Genomic DNA, 16,919 nt, shown 5'->3' with positions numbered 1-16,919 from the left:
CCCTTGCTCACTGAGCCATCGCAGACAGACAGCACTTGCAAGAGGTGTACATAGATGTACTCGCGGCGTTCCCGGAAGGGCGTCACGCCCTGAGCCGTGCCCCGGCTGGAGCGAGACTTCCCGCTAAACTGCGATGAACCTTTTTGGGGCGGGGATTTCTATTGGCGAAGGTGATCGAGTACCACCGCCTGCATGTGCGCCAGCCAGTCGTCGCCGCGCACCGGCGGCGTCGCCGTGTCGGCCAGCCAGAAGCCGTAGGTGTACTGGTTGGACACCTGGAAAAACCCCATCGACATGATCGTCATCAGCACGAACCGGGCGTCCGCGTCGGCGCGAAACAGGCCTTTCCGGCGGCCGCTGTCGAGCACCGCTTCGACGCTGTGAATCAGCGGCAGGGACACCTGACGAATGGTCTCCGACTGCTGGATATAGCGGCCCTTGAGCAGGTTCTCCGACATCACCAGACGGACGAACTCCGGATGGTCCCGGTAGTACTCCCACAGCTGCGTGATCAGCGCCTCCATGCCGCGCACCGGATCCTCCGGCGGCACGAAATGGCGCTGGGCGTCCACCAGCCGGCGGTAGGCCTCTTCCAGCACCGCCTGGTAAAGCCGCTCCTTGTTGCCGAAATAATAGTAGAGCATGCGGTCCACGGTGCCGGCGCCCTTGCTGATGCGGTCCACCCGCGCGCCGGCGAAGCCGTGCTCGGAAAACTCCGCCATGGCCGCGTCGAGAATCGCCGCGGTGAGCCGCTCCGGGTCGCGGCGCACCTTGCCCGGCCGTCGCGGGGCGGCGGATTTCACCGGGGTTTTCTTGCGGGACGGTGATTTCCGGTTGGCGGTCACGGGGGGCTCCTGGCGCGGGGGGAGGTTAAGCCTACTATGCACGTCCGGCGGACGATACCGGTGCGCGGGGCGGTCATTTCACCGCGCCGCCGGGGTGCCTATACTCCGGCCATGACCCGGATACCCGCCAGTGACGACGGCACCTTCCTGTGGATGACCTACCGCGCCATGCTGGACGCGGGGCTGGACTGCGCCGCCATCTTCGCCAGCGTGGGCCTGCCGGACCAGGTGCCGGACCGGCGACCGCGCCGCGTCAACGGCCCGCAGCGGCAGTTCTGGGACGCCGCCGTGCGGGTCAGCGGCGACCCGCACATCGGCCTGCACATCGGCGAACGGATGCCGCCCTGGCCCGGCCAGGTGCTGGAATACCTGCTGCTCAGCAGCCCCACCCTGGGCGAAGGGCTGGAGCGGGTGCTGGCCTACCAGCGTCTGATCACCGACGCCCTGCCGCTGCGCCTGGCGGTGCACGGCGACGAGGCCCGGCTGGCCGGGCTCGACCATCCGGTGCGCCATTATCTGGAGTGCGCCACCTGCATCGCGCTGCGCTTTCTGGAGCGGGTCACCGACGGCGAGTTCCGGGCCACGGCGGTGCGGTTTCCCCATGCCGAGGGCGCCCCGCCGGCGGAGTACCGGCGGGTGCTGGGCTGCGCCGTGACCCTGGGCGCCGAGGAGGGCGCCATTGTCTTTCCCGCGGCGCTGCTGGCGCGGCCCTCGCCGGCGGCGGAGCCGGCGTTGCTGGCGGTGCACGAACAGCTGGCGGCGGAGCGCATGGCGGCCCTGGGCCGGCGCGAATTCCTGGCCGAGCTGGAGCGCCATCTGGGCGGCCTGCTGGAACGCGGCGAGGCCTCCCTGGAGGCGCTGGCGGCCCGGGCCGGCCTCACGCCCCGGGCGTTGCGCGCGGCGCTGGCCGACGCCGGCACCGGCTTCAAGCCGCTGCTGGCCGGCTACCGGGAGCGCTTGTCGCGGCGGCTGCTGGCGCGCACCGACGCCCCCATCGACCGGATTCTCTATCTCACCGGCTTTTCGGAGCCGGCGGCCTTCTCCCGGGCCTTCAAGCGCTGGACCGGCGAGACGCCCACCGCCTACCGTCGGCGCAAGCACGCCGGGCGGGCCCTTGATCCCGGTGACGGGGCTTCGCGCGGCGGCGATCAAAACGATTGAGCCCGCTGGCGGCATCATGGAGGGCTGATACGGTCATCCAGGAGACACCCCATGCTCGGCTTTCCCGTGGCGCTGCTCACCGTCAACGGCTTTGAGTGGTACGCCCACAAAACCTGGCTGCACGAGTACCCCACGCGCCACCGCAACAGCCCGTTCTTTACCCATATCCGCCATCACAAACGGGCGCGCCTGAACGGCTTCACCGATGTCGGTTACCGGGAATCCATGTGGCGCGACCAGGAGATGTTCAACGAAAAGGTGGCGTTGCTGGGGCTGTGCGCGGTGTTCACGCCGGCGGCGCCGGTGGCGCCGTTCTTCACCCTGGGGATCTATTACGGGGCCTGGCAATACTGGCGCAAGCACAGCCGCGCCCACCTGGACCCGGACTGGGCCCGGGCCCATCTGCCCTGGCACTACGACCACCACATGAACCGGAACCAGAACGCCAACTGGTGCGTGACCCGGCCCTGGTTCGATTATCTGATGGGCACCCGGGTGGCGGGGAGCGAGTCGGTGACGGAAAGCAATCCGCTGGGGCTGCCGCTGCCGGCCTGGCTGGAACGGCCGGTGAACCGGCTGGCCCGCCGCTGGCGACCGCTGCGCCGGGAAGCGCCGCCGACGGCGGTGGCGGCCTAGGGCCTGTTCCTAGCCGCGCACCGCCGCGGTGGGCGCGACGCCGCCGCCGGCCGGGTGCAGCCAGGCGCCCAGGGGCGCCCATTCGCCCCGTTCCCGGGCCTGCTCCAGGGCCTTCTCAAAACCCGGCCAGCGCTGCTCCAGGGCGCGGCGCAGGGCCGCGTTGTCGTCGGCGGCCAGTTGCGAGAGGGCCGCTTCCGGCTGGCTGGCGTCGATCAGTTCGACGCTGCGCGGTGACAGGTAGAGGCCACCCTCCGGGTCGCCGGCGTCGCGCTGGCGATCCAGCAGCGCCAGGCGCCGGTCCAGGGTGGCCAGGGCACAGCGCAGGCTGTCCGGATCGCCGGCGGTGTCGCCGCCCAGGGCGTCCAGATCCGCCTCCAGTTGCTCGGCGGCCAGGCGCAGATAGGCGCGGCGCCGGGCCGGCGCGTCCACCTGCACGGCGGCGTCTTCCTCCACCGCGTTGGCGGGCACCGCCGCTTCCTGGCGGCCGCCACGGAAGTCCGCCGCCCGGCGCGGCGCCTCGGCGACGCCGGCCACCAGCAACCGCAACGGCTGGAAGCCCAGCGCCACTTCGCCCTCGGTGGTGGCGCCCTGCTGGCGGCGCAGGTTGGCGGCGGTCAGTTCCAGGGCCGGGTCGTTGACGATGCCGGAGTCCGGCCAGGCGGGCAGGGCGTCCACGTAGGCCGGGTAGAAGGGCCAGCCGTCCAGCCGTTCCAGGCGCTCCGGCACGCCGCGCTGGCAGGCCACCGCCGCCAGCGACAGGTAATGGTCATTGAAGGCGCTGTACAGGTCCGCCCAGGCGTTGCGGGCCGCCGCCAGGCTGTCCGTGTCCGGCGCCTCCAGCAGGGCCGCCAGGGCGTCCCGCCAGGCGCGGCGCTGAGTGGCCAGGGCGGTGGCGCCGGCCTCGTCGTGGAGCGGGTGCAGGTCGGTGTCCGCCGGGTCGCTGCCCGGGGCGCCGTCGCGGGCCGTTTCCGCGGCGGTCCGGTCCGGTTCGCTGGCGGTGTCCGGCGCGTCGCAGGCGCTCAGCAGCAGCGCCGGCAGCAAGGCCAGCAGGGCCGCCGACGGCCGTCGCGGGCCGCTCATGACGGCGCTCCCACGGTGGTCTCGCGCAAGGACAGAATCGGCCAGCCCCGCTCCCGGGCCGCCCGCGCCAGGGTCTCGTCCGGGTCCACCGCCACCGGATGGTCCACCTTGCGGAGGAGCGGCAGGTCGTTGTGGGAGTCACTGTAGAACCAGCTGCCGTCCAGGCTCTCGCCGTGCTTTTCCAGCCAGTCGTTGAGCCTCTCCACCTTGCCGTCCCGGTAGCTGGGCACGCCGGCCACCCGGCCGGTGTAGCCGCCCCGGTCGTCCCGCTCGGCGGTGGTGGCGATCAGATGGGGCACGCCCAGCCGTTCGGCGATCGGCCCGGTGATGAAGTCATTGGTGGCGGTGATGATCATCAGGGTGTCGCCGCGCCGGCGATGCTTGTCCACCAGTTGCTCCGCCGCCGGCAGCCACAGGGCGTCGATCACCTGCGCCATGAAGTCGCGGCGCAGGGCGTGCAGTTCATCCAGGTCGCGCCCCTTCAGCACCGACAGAACGAACTCCTGATACGCGAAGATGTCCAGAGTGCCGTCCAGGTAATCCTGGTAGAAGCGGTCGTTGGCGGCTTTATAGCCGGCGCCGTCCACCTCGCCGCGGCCGACCAGGAATTCGCCCCACTGATGGTCGGAGTCGCCGGCGATCAGCGTGTTGTCCAGGTCGAAGATGGCCAGAGTCATGCAGGCTCCCGGGGGCGTGCCCGTTGTCGGTGGAGGAAGGGGAGTGAGTAAGCATTAGCTTAACAAAAGCGGGTCCGTGAAGGCAGTCGATTGATCGTCGCCGCACCGACAAGGTTTAATGGGAATATTGCGCGCCTGTACGGCTGGGTTCCGCGCCATCGGATTGAGGCAATGACAGGCATCATCGACGACAAAGGATACCGGCTCAATGTCGGCATTGTGATCGCCGCCCCGGATGGGCGGGTTTTCTGGGGCCGCCGCGTGGGCAACCGCGACGCCTGGCAGTTCCCCCAGGGCGGCATGATGCCCGGCGAGAGCCCCGAGGACACCCTGTTCCGGGAACTGGAGGAGGAAACCGGCCTGCGTGGCGAGCACGTCAGCGTGCTGGCGACCACCGACGGCTGGCTCACCTATCGCCTGCCGCGCCGCTTTTTGCGCCCGCCGCGCAACCGGCCGGTGTGCATCGGCCAGCGCCAGAAATGGTTTCTGCTGCGGCTCAACGCCGAGGAAGAGGCCATCGATCTGGCCCGTTCGCCGGTGCCGGAGTTTCAGGACTGGCGCTGGGTGAATTACTGGTACCCGATCCGCAAGGTGGTGCATTTCAAGCGCGGCGTGTACGCCCGCGCCCTGCGCGAGCTGGCGCCGGCCTTGCGCGGCGACGCTCGCCCGCGCTGACCGCCGCGCGAACCCGGGAACCACGCCGCGCCCCTTACCGATCTGAGAGGAACGCCCATGCTCGATACCCTGCGCCGCATCGTGCAGGAAGTGAACAACGCGCCGGACATCCGATCCGCTCTGGATCTGATGGCCCAGCGCGTGCGCGACGCCATGGGCACCGAGGTGTGTTCCATCTATCTGCGGGACAACAACGAAGAGCGCTACATGCTGATGGCCTCCGAGGGCCTCAAGCGCGAAGCGGTGGGCCGGGTCAGCCTGGGCACCTCCGAGGGGCTGGTGGGCCAGGTGGGGCTGCGCGAGGAGCCGATCAACCTGGAGGACGCCTTCTCCCACCCTAAATTCCACTATCTGGCGGAGACCGGCGAGGACCCCTTCCATGCCTTTCTGGGCGTGCCGGTGATGCACCATGGCGAGGTGCTCGGCGTGCTGGTGGTGCAGCAGCGCGACGCCCGCCGCTTCGACCAGAGCGAGGAAGCCTTCCTGGTCACCATTTCCGCCCAGCTGTCGGCGGTGATCGCCCACGCCCACGCCTCCGGGGTGCTGTTCGATCAGCTCGACACCCAGGACCTGCCCAGCATTCACGATGGCCAGCCCGGCTCCACCGGCGCCGCCATCGGCATCGGCGTGCTGCTGTTTCCGGAAACCGACCTGTCGGCGGTGCCGGACCGGGACGCCACCGACATCAGCGGTGAGATCGCCCTGCTCGACGAAGCCCTGGTGCGGGTGCGCCAGGAAATCCGTGATCTGGCCGAGCGCGCCAAGAAGACCCTGGGCCCGGAGGAGCAGGCGCTGTTCGATGTGTACCTGCGTATGCTCGACCGCCAGGCGCTGCCCGCCGAGGTGGTGGCGCGCATCCGCGAGGGCCAGTGGGCCCAGGGCGCGCTGCGCATGGTGGTGGACGCCCACGTGCACAATTTCGAGATGATGGACGACCCCTATCTGCGCGAACGGGCCGCCGACGTGCGCGACCTGGGCCGCCGGGTGCTGGGGCAGTTGCAGAGCCGCAACCGGCGGCGCATCGAGTTTCCGAAAGCCTGCATCCTGATGGGCGAGGACATTTCCGCGCCCATGCTGATGGAGATGCCGGAAGAGAACATCGCCGGCATCGTCACCACCCGCGGCTCGCGCAACTCGCACATGGCCATCGTTGCGCGGGCCATGGGCATCCCCACGGTGGTGGGCGCCCAGAACCTGCCGCTCAAGAAGCTGGACGGCAAGGAACTGATCGTCGACGGCTTCCGGGGGCGTGTGATCGCCAACGCCTCGGCGGAGCTGAAGGCCCAGTTCGAGGACATCATCGCCGAGGAAAAACACCTGCTGGCGGGGCTGGAAAAGCTCCGCGACGAGCCCGCCGAAACCGAGGACGGGCAGCGCATCACCCTGCAGGTGAACACCGGCCTGATGACCGACATCGTGCGCTCCATCGAGCGCGGCGCCGAGGGCGTCGGCCTGTACCGCACGGAAATTCCATTCATGGTGCGCGACCGCTTCCCCTCCGAGGAGGAGCAGCGCCTGATCTACCGGGAGCAACTGTCCGCCTTCGCTCCCCATGGGGTCACCATGCGCACCCTGGACGTGGGCGGCGACAAGCCGCTCAGCTATTTCCCCATCGAGGAGGACAACCCCTTCCTGGGCTGGCGCGGCATCCGCCTGACCCTGGACCACCCGGAGATTTTCATCGTCCAGGTGCGCGCCATGCTCAAGGCCGCCGAAGGCCTCAACAACCTGCGCATCATGCTGCCCATGGTCACCAGCGTGATCGAGGCGGAGGAAGCCCAGCACCTGATTCACCGGGCCTGGCTGGAGGTGCGCGAGGAAGGCGTGGACGTGGAGATGCCGCCGGTGGGGGTGATGATCGAGGTGCCCGCCTCGGTGTACCAGGCCCGCGCCCTGGCCCAGCGGGTGGAGTTCCTGTCGGTGGGCACCAACGACCTGACCCAGTACCTGCTGGCGGTGGACCGCAACAACCGGCAGGTCTCGGAGCTCTACAATTCCTGCCACCCGGCGGTACTGCACGCCCTGCTGCACGTGGTGGAGCAGGCCCACGAAGAGGGCAAGCCGGTGTCGGTGTGCGGCGAAATGGCCGGCGACCCGAGCACCGCGCTGATCCTGATGGCGATGGGCTTCGATTCCCTGTCCATGAACGCCTCCAACCTGCTGCGGGTGAAGGCGGCGGTGCGCCAGGTCAACATGACCTTCCTGCGCCGCCTGCTCAACGAGGTGCTGGCCATGGACAATGGCGAGGTGATCGCCTCCTACCTGGATCTGCAGCTGACCAAGGTGGGGCTGGGCGACCTGGTGCGCCACCGCAAACCCACCTGAGCGCCCTCGCTTCCCTTGTAGGAGCGACTTCAGTCGCGATGAGGAGGCACCGCCGATTGATCGCGACTGAAGTCGCTTCTACAGGGACTGGCTGCTGTAGCGCGGCGGGCCGTCCGGTTCGCCGTCCGGCCGCCAGCTCTGCTCCGCCATGGCCGGTTCGCCCCGGGCCGGCACCGTCACCGCCGAGCTGGCGCGGGTGCCGTAGCGCTCCGATTGAATGAACACCGGCGCCACCAGGCGCTCCAGCTCGGTGCTCACGCCGGTGTCCGGCAGGGCATCGTCATCGGGTTGATGGCGGTCGTTGACCACCCCCAGCAGGGCGTCCAGATCGCCGCCGGTGGCCAGGGCCTCGGCCAGCCGGGCCTTGCCCCGTTCCACCTTGGGCCAGGGGTCGTCCAGCAGGCCGTTGGACAGGCCGTGCAGGCCCGGCGCCACCGGCTGCGGCGGCGCCCCCCGGTTGCTCAGATACCACAGGGACTGGTGGTCGCCCACCAGCAGATTGAAGCCGGCGTAGTGGGTCTGCTCGGCGCGCAGGGCCCGGCAGAACGCTTCCGGACCCTGGTCGCCTTGCAGAAACGCCTGGGGCAGCAGGCCCCGGGAGCGTTCGCCGGCGCCGCGCTCGGTGAGCGGTTCACGGAAATTGGTGATCACCGCGAAGCGTCCGTCCCGGTGGATGCCCAGCCAGGTGCCGCCGGCGGTCAGGTCCAGGCCGTGGAAGACCGGACCGCGCCAGCGCGCCGGCTCCGCCGGACGGGCGTGAAATTCATCGCGATTGGCGGCCACCGCCAGCGGCCGGGCGGTGTCGGGGCGCCAATCGAACAGCACGATGCACATAGGTTTCCCATGGGGGACAGCAACAAGTCAGCCTGCTAGCATAACCGCCATTTCCGGCAGGGGACATCCATGACGCTTGTGCTGATTTGCGCCCTGATCGGGGTGGTCGCCGGCCTGATGGGCGGCACCCTGGGGCTCGGCGGCGGCGTGGTGATCGTGCCGCCGCTGATCTATCTGTTTCACGGCATGGGCGTGGACGACGCGGTGGTGGCGCAGATGGCGGTGGGCACTTCCCTGGCCACCATCATCGTCACCTCCGCCAGTTCGGTGCACGCGCACCACCGGGCCGGCTACGTGCTGTGGCCGGTGGCCGGCCGGCTGACGGTGGGTATCGTGGTGGGGGCGCTGCTGGGCGCGGTGATCGCCGACCGCCTGTCCGGCGTGGCACTGACCCGGCTGTTCGGGTTCTTCGCCATCGCCATCGCTCTGCAGATGCTGCTGCGGCGTCCCGGCCGGGCGGTGGAGGACGGGCCGACACGGTTGCCGGGCAGCGCCGGCCTGGCCGGTACCGGCGGTGTGATCGGCACCTTTTCCAGCCTGTTCGGCATTGGTGGCGGCTCGCTGACGGTGCCGTTTTTGTCCTGGTGCCGCCTGCCGATGCAGAATGCGGTGGCGATTTCCGCCGCCTGCGGGCTGCCCATCGCCCTGGCCGGCAGCCTGGGCTTCGTGGTCACCGGCTGGGGGCGCCCGGAATTGCCGGCCTGGACCCTGGGCTATGTGTATCTGCCCGCCGCCCTGGCCATCGTGGTGACCAGCTATCCCATGGCCAAGGTGGGCGCGCGCCTCAGCCATCGGGTGCCGTCGGCGATTCTGCGACGGATTTTCGCGATCTTCCTGATCGGCATCGGTCTGGAACTGATTCTGTGAGCGGCCCGTCCACCGGACGGCCGCGCTGACGGAGTATTGGCATGGAGTTTCCCCGTATCGACCCGGTGGCCATCGGCATCGGGCCTTTGCAGATTCACTGGTACGGCCTCATGTATCTGGTCGGCTTCGTCGGCGGCTGGCTGCTGCTGCGCTGGCGGGCGTCGCGCCCGAACAGTGGCTGGACCAAGGACCAGGTCAGCGATCTGGTGTTCTACGTGGCGCTGGGGGTGATTCTCGGCGGCCGCGTGGGCTATGTGCTGTTCTACAACTTCGGCAAGTTTCTCAACGACCCGCTGTGGCTGTTCGAGATCTGGACCGGCGGCATGAGTTTCCATGGCGGCGCCCTGGGGGTGCTGCTGGCGTTCTGGCTGCTGGCCCGCAAGTTCGGCAAGCGCTATTTTTCGGTGGCCGATTACGCGGTGCCGGTGGTGCCCATCGGCCTGGGCGCCGGCCGGCTCGGCAACTTCATCAACGGCGAACTGTGGGGCCACCCGGCGGACGTGCCCTGGGCGATGATCTTCCCCGGCGACCCCATGGGCGTGCCGCGCCACCCGTCCCAGCTCTATGAATTCCTGCTCGAAGGGGTGGTGCTGTTTCTGGTGCTGTGGTTCTACTCCGCCCGGCCCCGACCGGCCGGCGCGGTCACCGGTCTGTTCGGTCTGGGCTACGGTCTGGGCCGCACCTTCGTGGAGTTTTTCCGCGAGCCGGACGCGCACATCGGCTATCTGACCGGCGGCTGGCTGACCATGGGCATGCTGCTCAGCATTCCAATGATCATCCTCGGCGCCGCCATGATGTTCTGGGCCTACCGGCACGACGACCGCCCGGCCCCGGCGAGGAAGTAACGCCATGAATCAATATCTGGACCTGCTGCGCCTGGCGCGCACCGAAGGCATTCGCAAGGAAGACCGCACCGGCACCGGTACCCGGTCCCTGTTCGGCTATCAGATGCGCTTCAATCTGGCCCACGGCTTCCCGTTGGTGACCACCAAGAAGGTGCACCTGAAGTCGATCATCCACGAACTGCTGTGGTTTCTGTCCGGCGACACCAACATCCGTTATCTGAAGGAGAACGGCGTCAGCATCTGGGACGAGTGGGCCACCGAGGACGGCGACCTGGGGCCGGTGTACGGCGAGCAGTGGCGCTGCTGGCCCACCGCCGACGGCGCGGTGATCGACCAGATCGACGAGGTGCTGGCGGAAATCCGCCGCAACCCGGATTCCCGGCGGCTGGTGGTCAGCGCCTGGAACCCGGCGGTGCTGCCGGACCCGCGCCTCTCGCCCCGGGACAACGCCGCCCGCGGCCGCCAGGCGCTGCCGCCCTGCCATTGCCTGTTCCAGTTCTACGTGGCCGACGGCAAGCTGAGCTGCCAGCTCTACCAGCGCAGCGGCGACATCTTTCTGGGGGTGCCTTTCAACATCGCCTCCTACGCGCTGCTGACGCTGATGATGGCCCAGGTCTGTGATCTCAAACCCGGCGACTTCGTGCACACCCTGGGCGATGCCCACCTGTACAGCAATCATCTGGAGCAGGCCGACCAGCAGCTGGCGCGCCAGCCCCGGCCGCTGCCGGTGATGAAGCTGAACCCGGACGTGAAGGACCTGTACGCGTTCCGCTACGAGGATTTCACCCTGGAAGGCTACGACCCGCACCCGCACATCAAGGCGCCGGTGGCGATCTGAGCGCGCGCCGCCCCGAGGAGATGTCATGAGTATTCGTCTGGCGATGATGGCCGCCAAGGCCAGCAACGACGTCATCGGCCGCGACAACAAGCTGCCCTGGTACCTGCCCAACGACCTGAAATATTTCAAACAGGCGACCCTGGGCAAGCCGATCATCATGGGGCGCAATACCTGGGAGTCGCTGAAGCGGCCCCTGCCCGGGCGCACCAACATCGTGATCACCCGGCAGGAGCAATACCCCGCCGAGGGCGCCAAGGTGGTGGCCACCCTGGATCAGGCTCTGGAGCTGGCCGAACACGTGGCGTTGATCGACGGTCAGGACGAGGTGGTGGTGATCGGTGGCGCGCAGATCTACGCCCTGGCGCTGCCCCGGGCGGACCGGCTCTACCTGACCGAGGTGCACGCGGAGGTGCCGGGGGACACCTACTTCCCGGCGGTGGACGCGGCGCAATGGCGGGAAGTCGGCCGGGAGGATTTCCAGGCCGAGGGACCGAATCCCTACGATTATTCGTTCGTGGTCTACGAGCGCGCCTGATACGGCGCGCGAGAAGGGCGGGGGCGGCCACGACGGGCCCGGGCTAGGACAGCCCCTTGCTGTCGCGCACGTCCTCCGCGATCTTCATCAGCAATCGCCGGCGTGACGGCGTCAGCGCCGAGACGATGCTGATCAGCTCACGGGTTTCCTTGTCGAAGGCGGCCGCCGGGTCGCGAAGATGGGGCGTCTTGGTGCGCCCTTCCAGTTCCTCGAACAGCTCGGTGAGCGACATTTCCAGGGCCGCGCACAGCCGCCCGAGCCGCTGCACGGACACGTCCTGCCGGTTGCGCTCGATGCGCGACAGGTTGCCCGCGTCCGTGCCGGCCCGGTACGCCACCTCTTCGAGGGTTTCTTCACGGCGTTGGCGCCGTTCCTTGAGTATGCCACCAATATCCATGCCCATAAGTTTCTGTAGCCGCTCTGGCGCACTCAATGTGTTGCTTGCAATGGTGCAAAAGATATTTTTAGCTTATGGGCAAAACCGGGCTATCCGACCTTGAAATGGTGCAAGGTGGCGGTCAGTCGAACGGCTCCTCGTCCGGGGTCAGCCGGGCGGTGAACGACAGCCGCAGGCGCTCGCCGGCGGCCAGGCGATCGCCCCGCGCTTCCGCGGAATAGCCCCCCGGAATGTCGTTCACGCGCCGGCCGCGCCGGGCGGTCAGGCAGCGCACGAAGTCTTCGGCGGGCCAGCCCAGGGCGTCGCACAGGGCCAGCATGCGCGGCACGCTGAGCTGCTGTTCGTTGCGTTCGATGCGCGACAGGTTGCCCGGGTCGGTGTGGGCCCGGCAGGCCACCTGCTTGAGGGTCAGTCCCAGGCGGGCCCGGCGTTCGCGCAGCAGGCCACCGATATTCAGATCCTTCGTCATGGTTATTTCCTTCCCTTAGTGGTGTTGTCAGGGCGAAGCCGGACACGCGGTCTTCGCTCTGGGTCTTTGTAGCGCGCTCCCTGCAAAATAGCAAGAATCCGCCATTGCTATTGTACCAAACCATATGGTTTCATTTTTTGCAATGGAAAGGGAAGTCAAAAGCGGCATGAATCAAAGCGCGATTTTCGGCGTATCCGAGGACGGGGGCGACGGGCGGGAACCCTATGGGTTCAGCTGGCCGGGCAAGGGTCGGGCGGCGGCCCGGGCCGCCACGCCGGCGGCGGGCAGCCTGAGCCCGCGGCCGGAAGCGTCACTGGATTTCGAACGGGCCGCCCACGCGGTGATCGAAGGCGACAATCTGGCGGTGCTGGGCCATTTGCGGAAAAGCTATTCCGGCCGGGTGAAGATGATCTACATCGACCCGCCCTACAACACCGGCCGCGCTTTCCTGTACCCGGACAACTTCCGCGACACGCCCGCGGACCACCGCCGCCGGGCCGGCGAGGGGGCGGAGCCGGAGGGCCGCTACCATGCCCGCTGGCTGAACATGATGTACCCGCGCCTGCTGCTGGCCCGGGACCTGCTGCGCGACGACGGCGTGCTGTTCGTCAGTATCGACGACCATGAAGTCCATGCCCTGCGGCTGATGCTCGACGAGATTTTCGGCTCGCGAAACTTCTTCGCCATGTTCCCCTGGCAGTCGCGCACCTCGCGGCAGAACGACACCGATCTGTGCGTGCAGCACGAATACGTGATCGGCTACGCCCGCCGGCGCCGCGTCGGGCTCCGCCGGCTGAGCGCGGACAACCAGGCAAAGTGGCGCGCCGCCCCGGGCTTCGCCGCCTACCCGGCGCGCATCGACACCGGCCGCTACCGGAACCCGGACAACGACCCCCGAGGACCCTGGAAACTGGACCCGTTCGACGCCCCCAATGTGCGGCCCCGGCTCACCTACACGATCCGCAATCCGGACACCGGCCAGGCGTTCCGGCCGCCGCCGGGCCGCTGCTGGCGCACTGGGCCGGAGCGCTTCGAAGCGTTGCTGGCGGACCGCCGCATCCTGTTCGGCCGCCGTGGCCGGGCGCGGCCTCAACTGAAAGTGTTCCTGAACGAAAAGCGCGCCTTCGGCGAGGTGGCCACCAGCTGGCTGGACGGTACCGGCCACGGCACCGCCAGCGACGGCACCCGGGAACTGCAGGCGCTGTTCGACGGCGAGAGTCCGTTCCTGTACCCCAAGCCCACCAAGCTGCTGCGCTTTCTGCTGCGCCTGGCCACCGGCCCGGACGACCTGGTGCTGGATTTCTTCGCCGGCAGCGGCAGCACCGGCCAGGCGGTGCTGGCGGAGAACCGGGACGACGGCGGCCGGCGCCGCTGCCTGCTGGTGCAGCTGGCGGAGCCCACCGGCGACCCGCGCTGGCCGACCCTGGCGGACCTGACCGCGGAGCGGCTGCGCCGCGCCGCCGCCGCCCTGGGCGGTGACCAGGGGTTCCGCTTCTGGCGGCACGAGGACGGCCCGCCGGCCGCCACCGACCCCTGGAGCTGGCTGGCGCCGCTGGGGCTGCCCCTGGACGCGCGTCTGGAACCGGTCACCGTCAACGGCGAACGGGCGCACTGGGTGAAGCACGGGCAGCGGGTGTGGCTGCTGTACGCGGGCACGAACCCGGATGAGGCGACGTGGAAGGCGCTGCGGGGCGCCGGCGCGGATGTGGTGGTGCTGCACCGAGCCCTGTTTGCCGGTCGGCGGACCGGCCCCCCGTGGCGGGCGGAGGGCGCGCCGGAGCTGAAAATCGTGGGGTGATCCGGGTTTGCGTGGAGCGCGGCTTCAGCCGCGCCCGGCCTCCGGTTCCGCCAGCACCCAGAAGCGGAAGGCGACCACGTTCACCAGGGTGGCGAGCAGGCCGCTGATCACGCCGGTCAGGATCAGGCTGCCGGCGTTTTCGCCCAGCAGCGACATGACCAGGCTGTTGGCCACCAGCGACAGCACCAGCACCAGCAGGAACGACAGCAGCAAGGCCGCCAACAGCGGCCACTGGCTGGCCGAGGAACGCAGGAAGCCGTTCTGCAGGGCGTTGATCGGCCCGTCGCCGCGCAGCATCAGCTGGAAGGGCGCGAAACACAGCCGGGCGTACAGCCACAGGGCCGGGAAGATCAGCAGGAACCAGCCCAGCGACACCGCCAGGGCCAGCATGAAGTAAGTGGCGAGCAGGAACGGATAGCGGGCCAGGGCGGGCAGGGTGCAGGTCAGCAGGCCCCGGGCGCGGCCCTGCTGAATGTGGGCCATCTGCACGATCAGCGCGCCCTCCGCCAGGGGCCGCAGCAGCATCAGCGTGGTCATGCTGAGCGCGTTGAAGCCGATCAGGGTGCCGTCGTCGCCGGTGACCAGCACCGGTCCGATCACCAATTGCAGCACCTCACCGACCAGAGTGAACGGGGCGCTGATCAGGAACAGCGCCGCCAGATGGCGGCGCCAGAAGAATAAGGCTTCCTTGAGACGTTGCAGAATCATGCCGGGCTACCCTCCGCGAACCGGCGACACCATACGTCAGCCGCGGGAACTTGACCAGCGCCGGGCAGCCCGCCGCGTCAGCCGGTCGCCCCGGGGGCTACCACCAGTATTTGCCCCAGTTCTGCGGGTTCGCCCAGAAACGCGGGTTGTTCCAGTTGCGGCGGAAGTTGTAGTCGTCCAGGTCGTAGCTGTAGATGTCCAGCTCACGGCCTTCCTGGGCGAAGTGGCCCTCTTCCCGGCAGCCCAGGGCGAGAAAGCCGTTGTGCGGCCAGCGCAGCTTCTCCGGGGCCAGATGCGGCTGATACACCGCCACCAGGGAGTCGGTGTGCAGGTTGCGCAGCAGCCCGATCAGCGATTCGCCGTCGCGCTGGCTCATGTATTCCAGCTGGTCGGCGATCACCGCCAGATCCACCCGGCGCACCTGTTCCAGAGCCTGGAACGGGTTCTGCTCCTGAATGTGGATCAGCTCGCAGTCGTGATCCTGGCACCAATGGTCGGCCACCGGCACCGGATTGAGGCTGATGGTCAGCAGGCTCTTCGGCTGATGGCTGTCGAGGATGGCCGCCAGTTTTTCCTGCGGCGTTTCAATGGCTTTTGAAGCGATGGCTGTAGTCATGGGTTTGAGTCTAGGCGGTTCCCGGCGGCACGGCCAGGGCCCGGCGGGGGCGGCGGCTGTTAAAAATTGTTTGCCGCGTCACGGTCGCCGCCGTTGACGGGATAGGGGCAACTAATGATAATGATTCTCAAATACGTTTGAGGCTTGCAACGCTCAAGGCTGATACACCAAGGCTGATACACCAAGGCTGATACACCAAGGAGAGACGTCATGTCCCAAGGTACCCTGACCCACCCGCACAAGGTCTCCACCGCTCGCCGTGTCGCCGCCGGCGCCCCGCGCGCCCGCCGCATCGCCATCGAGGCGGACAGCAGCGTGGCCAGCCGCGCCCTGCTCAACCAGGACGGCAAGCTGTGGATCGAACACGGGGGCGAGCGCTATCTGCTGCGCCGCACCGCCAATGACCGCCTGATCCTCACCAAGTAAGGAGGCGCAGGCACTTCCGTTCTCCCTGACCGTGGAACGCCAGCCAGCCTCCGGCCCGCCCGCTGCCCACACCCGGATTTCGCAAGGAGGCTCACCGTGACCCTGACCGCGACGGTGGCGACCCTGACGCCCGCTCCCCGGGCGTCCACCACCTTTCATCATTGCCGCGCCGCCCTCGGTGATCGGGTGCTGCGGCTGCAGGACGAACCCCTGGCCATCCTCAAGGGCCTGTACCGGCTCGGCGCGCTGGTGGTCACCACCTTCGCCGACGGCGGCCGGGTGTCGCAGTCGATGCGCTACCCGACCCTGGAAGACGGCGACGACGGCCTGGAGGCGCGGGGCCAGCAAAGCCGGCTGCGCCACCAGCTGAACCTGCCGTTGTGGCGCTCGGTGATGGCGGTGCTGGCGCCGGTGGCGGACCTGCCGCCGCGCAGCCTGCTGTTTTTCGACCGTTTCGGCGAGCCGGTGCAGCAGATGGCGGTGGCCCCGGAAACCGGCGGCCTGGCCTTCGAGGAACTGGTGTGCGCCATGCTGCACCCGGACCAGCGCCAGCTCGGCGCGCCGCCGCCCCGGCTGCTGGCCGGCCCGACGGCGGTGCCCTCGGTGGCGGAGCTGGAGCGGCAATGGTCCCACGGTGACGACGACGGTTTTCGCGCCCTGCTGGCGGGCATCGGCGACCGGCGCCAGGTGCTCTACCAGGCGGTGCGGGACAAGTTTGCCTGCCCGGTACGGGCGGAGACGGTGCCCTCCCTGCTGGCCCTGGCCAGTCGCCGCGACGCCGCCTACACGGTGTGCACCGGCAACAGCGGCGTCAGCCTGTGCCTGACCGCGCCCTGGTCGGCGCCGCGCTGGCAGAAAGGCCAATGTCACCTGGCCCATCAGGGCACCCTGGTGTCGTTGGATATGGGGCGGGTGGCCAGTGTCTGGCGCCTGCGCCGGCCGGGCCCGGGGCGGGTGGTCACCGCCCTGGAAGGGCTGGATGCCCAGGGCCGCTGGCTGTGGACCCTGTCCGGCGGCGACGACGAGGACACCTGGCTGAGCCTGCTGGCGGACAGTTTGATTCCGGACGGCGCGCCGGGGCGGCGCATGGCTTAGGGCTGATCGCGACTGAAGTCGCTCCTACAAGAGTGGGGCCGTAGATACCGTCTCTCCTATCCGGACTCAACCCCCAATGGGTTGGGTCTGGA

General features: G+C 68.8%; 19 protein-coding genes. 11 read left to right on the top strand and 8 right to left on the bottom strand.

The genetic code is table 11. The features are described 5' to 3' along the window. Nucleotides 1-158 precede the first annotated feature (158 nt). A complete protein-coding gene (locus IM760_RS19110) occupies nt 159-845 on the bottom strand; it encodes a TetR family transcriptional regulator (RefSeq protein WP_204431657.1) in 687 nt (228 codons plus the stop codon). 111 nt (nt 846-956) lie between these two features. Here IM760_RS19110 and IM760_RS18205 point away from each other — a divergent pair, with 111 nt between their 5' ends. Continuing rightward, on the top strand, nt 957-2,006 hold the full coding sequence (locus IM760_RS18205) for an AraC family transcriptional regulator (protein WP_204431656.1): 1,050 nt from the start codon (nt 957-959) through the stop codon (nt 2,004-2,006). Nucleotides 2,007-2,057: 51 nt separating this feature from the next. Further along, nucleotides 2,058-2,642, top strand: a complete 585-nt coding sequence (locus IM760_RS18200) for a sterol desaturase family protein (RefSeq protein ID WP_204431655.1) — start codon at nt 2,058-2,060, stop codon at nt 2,640-2,642. A gap of 9 nt (nt 2,643-2,651) precedes the next feature. On the opposite strand, the gene IM760_RS18195 is transcribed toward IM760_RS18200, so the two are convergent. Both IM760_RS18195 and IM760_RS18190 read right to left on the bottom strand, forming a co-directional pair. Beyond that, nucleotides 2,652-3,722 (bottom strand): imelysin family protein, encoded by a 1,071-nt coding sequence (locus IM760_RS18195; RefSeq protein WP_204431654.1) that lies wholly within the window; start codon nt 3,720-3,722, stop codon nt 2,652-2,654. Continuing rightward, nucleotides 3,719-4,399: a histidinol-phosphatase gene (locus IM760_RS18190; RefSeq protein WP_204431653.1), complete on the bottom strand. Its 681-nt coding sequence runs from the start codon at nt 4,397-4,399 to the stop codon at nt 3,719-3,721. The genes IM760_RS18195 and IM760_RS18190 overlap by 4 nt, the downstream gene beginning before the upstream one ends. A 171-nt stretch (nt 4,400-4,570) precedes the next feature. Between IM760_RS18190 and IM760_RS18185 the strand changes: the two genes are divergently transcribed. Both IM760_RS18185 and ptsP read left to right on the top strand, forming a co-directional pair. After that, nucleotides 4,571-5,074, top strand: a complete 504-nt coding sequence (locus IM760_RS18185; protein ID WP_228233888.1) for an RNA pyrophosphohydrolase — start codon at nt 4,571-4,573, stop codon at nt 5,072-5,074. 57 nt (nt 5,075-5,131) lie between these two features. Further along, nucleotides 5,132-7,399, top strand: a complete 2,268-nt coding sequence (gene ptsP / locus IM760_RS18180) for a phosphoenolpyruvate--protein phosphotransferase (protein ID WP_204431652.1) — start codon at nt 5,132-5,134, stop codon at nt 7,397-7,399. A 78-nt stretch (nt 7,400-7,477) separates the two neighbouring features. Here the strand turns inward: ptsP and IM760_RS18175 are convergent, their stop codons facing one another. After that, on the bottom strand, nt 7,478-8,233 hold the full coding sequence (locus IM760_RS18175) for an NRDE family protein (RefSeq protein WP_204431651.1): 756 nt from the start codon (nt 8,231-8,233) through the stop codon (nt 7,478-7,480). Nucleotides 8,234-8,302: 69 nt separating this feature from the next. Here IM760_RS18175 and IM760_RS18170 point away from each other — a divergent pair, with 69 nt between their 5' ends. From IM760_RS18170 to IM760_RS18155, 4 genes are read left to right on the top strand one after another with little or no spacing between them, the layout of a single operon-like run. Further along, nucleotides 8,303-9,100, top strand: coding sequence for a sulfite exporter TauE/SafE family protein (locus IM760_RS18170; RefSeq protein WP_204431650.1), 798 nt, complete (start codon nt 8,303-8,305; stop codon nt 9,098-9,100). Between the two features lie 41 nt (nt 9,101-9,141). Next, nucleotides 9,142-9,945 (top strand): prolipoprotein diacylglyceryl transferase, encoded by an 804-nt coding sequence (gene lgt, locus IM760_RS18165; protein WP_204431649.1) that lies wholly within the window; start codon nt 9,142-9,144, stop codon nt 9,943-9,945. Nucleotides 9,946-9,949: 4 nt separating this feature from the next. Further along, complete coding sequence (locus IM760_RS18160; protein WP_204431648.1) at nt 9,950-10,783, top strand: thymidylate synthase; 834 nt, start codon at nt 9,950-9,952, stop codon at nt 10,781-10,783. A gap of 25 nt (nt 10,784-10,808) precedes the next feature. After that, nucleotides 10,809-11,318 carry a dihydrofolate reductase gene (locus tag IM760_RS18155; RefSeq protein ID WP_204431647.1) on the top strand — a complete coding sequence of 170 codons (510 nt, stop codon included), beginning with the start codon at nt 10,809-10,811 and terminating at the stop codon, nt 11,316-11,318. Nucleotides 11,319-11,361: 43 nt separating this feature from the next. On the opposite strand, the gene IM760_RS18150 is transcribed toward IM760_RS18155, so the two are convergent. Both IM760_RS18150 and IM760_RS18145 read right to left on the bottom strand, forming a co-directional pair. Then, entirely contained in the window at nt 11,362-11,715 is a 354-nt protein-coding gene (locus IM760_RS18150; RefSeq protein WP_228233891.1) for a helix-turn-helix domain-containing protein, read from the bottom strand. A gap of 121 nt (nt 11,716-11,836) precedes the next feature. Continuing rightward, nucleotides 11,837-12,184, bottom strand: a complete 348-nt coding sequence (locus IM760_RS18145; RefSeq protein ID WP_228233892.1) for a helix-turn-helix domain-containing protein — start codon at nt 12,182-12,184, stop codon at nt 11,837-11,839. A gap of 166 nt (nt 12,185-12,350) precedes the next feature. Between IM760_RS18145 and IM760_RS18140 the strand changes: the two genes are divergently transcribed. Further along, a complete protein-coding gene (locus IM760_RS18140; protein ID WP_204431645.1) occupies nt 12,351-13,982 on the top strand; it encodes a site-specific DNA-methyltransferase in 1,632 nt (543 codons plus the stop codon). A 24-nt stretch (nt 13,983-14,006) separates the two neighbouring features. Here the strand turns inward: IM760_RS18140 and IM760_RS18135 are convergent, their stop codons facing one another. Together IM760_RS18135 and IM760_RS18130 are read right to left on the bottom strand one after the other, a co-directional pair. Next, entirely contained in the window at nt 14,007-14,690 is a 684-nt protein-coding gene (locus tag IM760_RS18135; protein WP_204431644.1) for a hypothetical protein, read from the bottom strand. Nucleotides 14,691-14,787: 97 nt separating this feature from the next. Then, nucleotides 14,788-15,306 carry a DUF6231 family protein gene (locus IM760_RS18130; RefSeq protein WP_204431643.1) on the bottom strand — a complete coding sequence of 173 codons (519 nt, stop codon included), beginning with the start codon at nt 15,304-15,306 and terminating at the stop codon, nt 14,788-14,790. A 210-nt stretch (nt 15,307-15,516) separates the two neighbouring features. Between IM760_RS18130 and IM760_RS18125 the strand changes: the two genes are divergently transcribed. Both IM760_RS18125 and IM760_RS18120 read left to right on the top strand, forming a co-directional pair. Continuing rightward, nucleotides 15,517-15,732: a hemin uptake protein HemP gene (locus IM760_RS18125; protein WP_204431642.1), complete on the top strand. Its 216-nt coding sequence runs from the start codon at nt 15,517-15,519 to the stop codon at nt 15,730-15,732. Between the two features lie 96 nt (nt 15,733-15,828). Further along, nucleotides 15,829-16,827 carry a ChuX/HutX family heme-like substrate-binding protein gene (locus IM760_RS18120; protein WP_228233895.1) on the top strand — a complete coding sequence of 333 codons (999 nt, stop codon included), beginning with the start codon at nt 15,829-15,831 and terminating at the stop codon, nt 16,825-16,827. Nucleotides 16,828-16,919 lie beyond the last annotated feature (92 nt).

The organism is Alloalcanivorax marinus (genome assembly GCF_016906305.1).
GTDB classification, from domain to species: Bacteria; Pseudomonadota; Gammaproteobacteria; order Pseudomonadales; family Alcanivoracaceae; genus Alloalcanivorax; species Alloalcanivorax marinus.
This window is presented reverse-complemented; position numbering and strand designations above follow the sequence as displayed.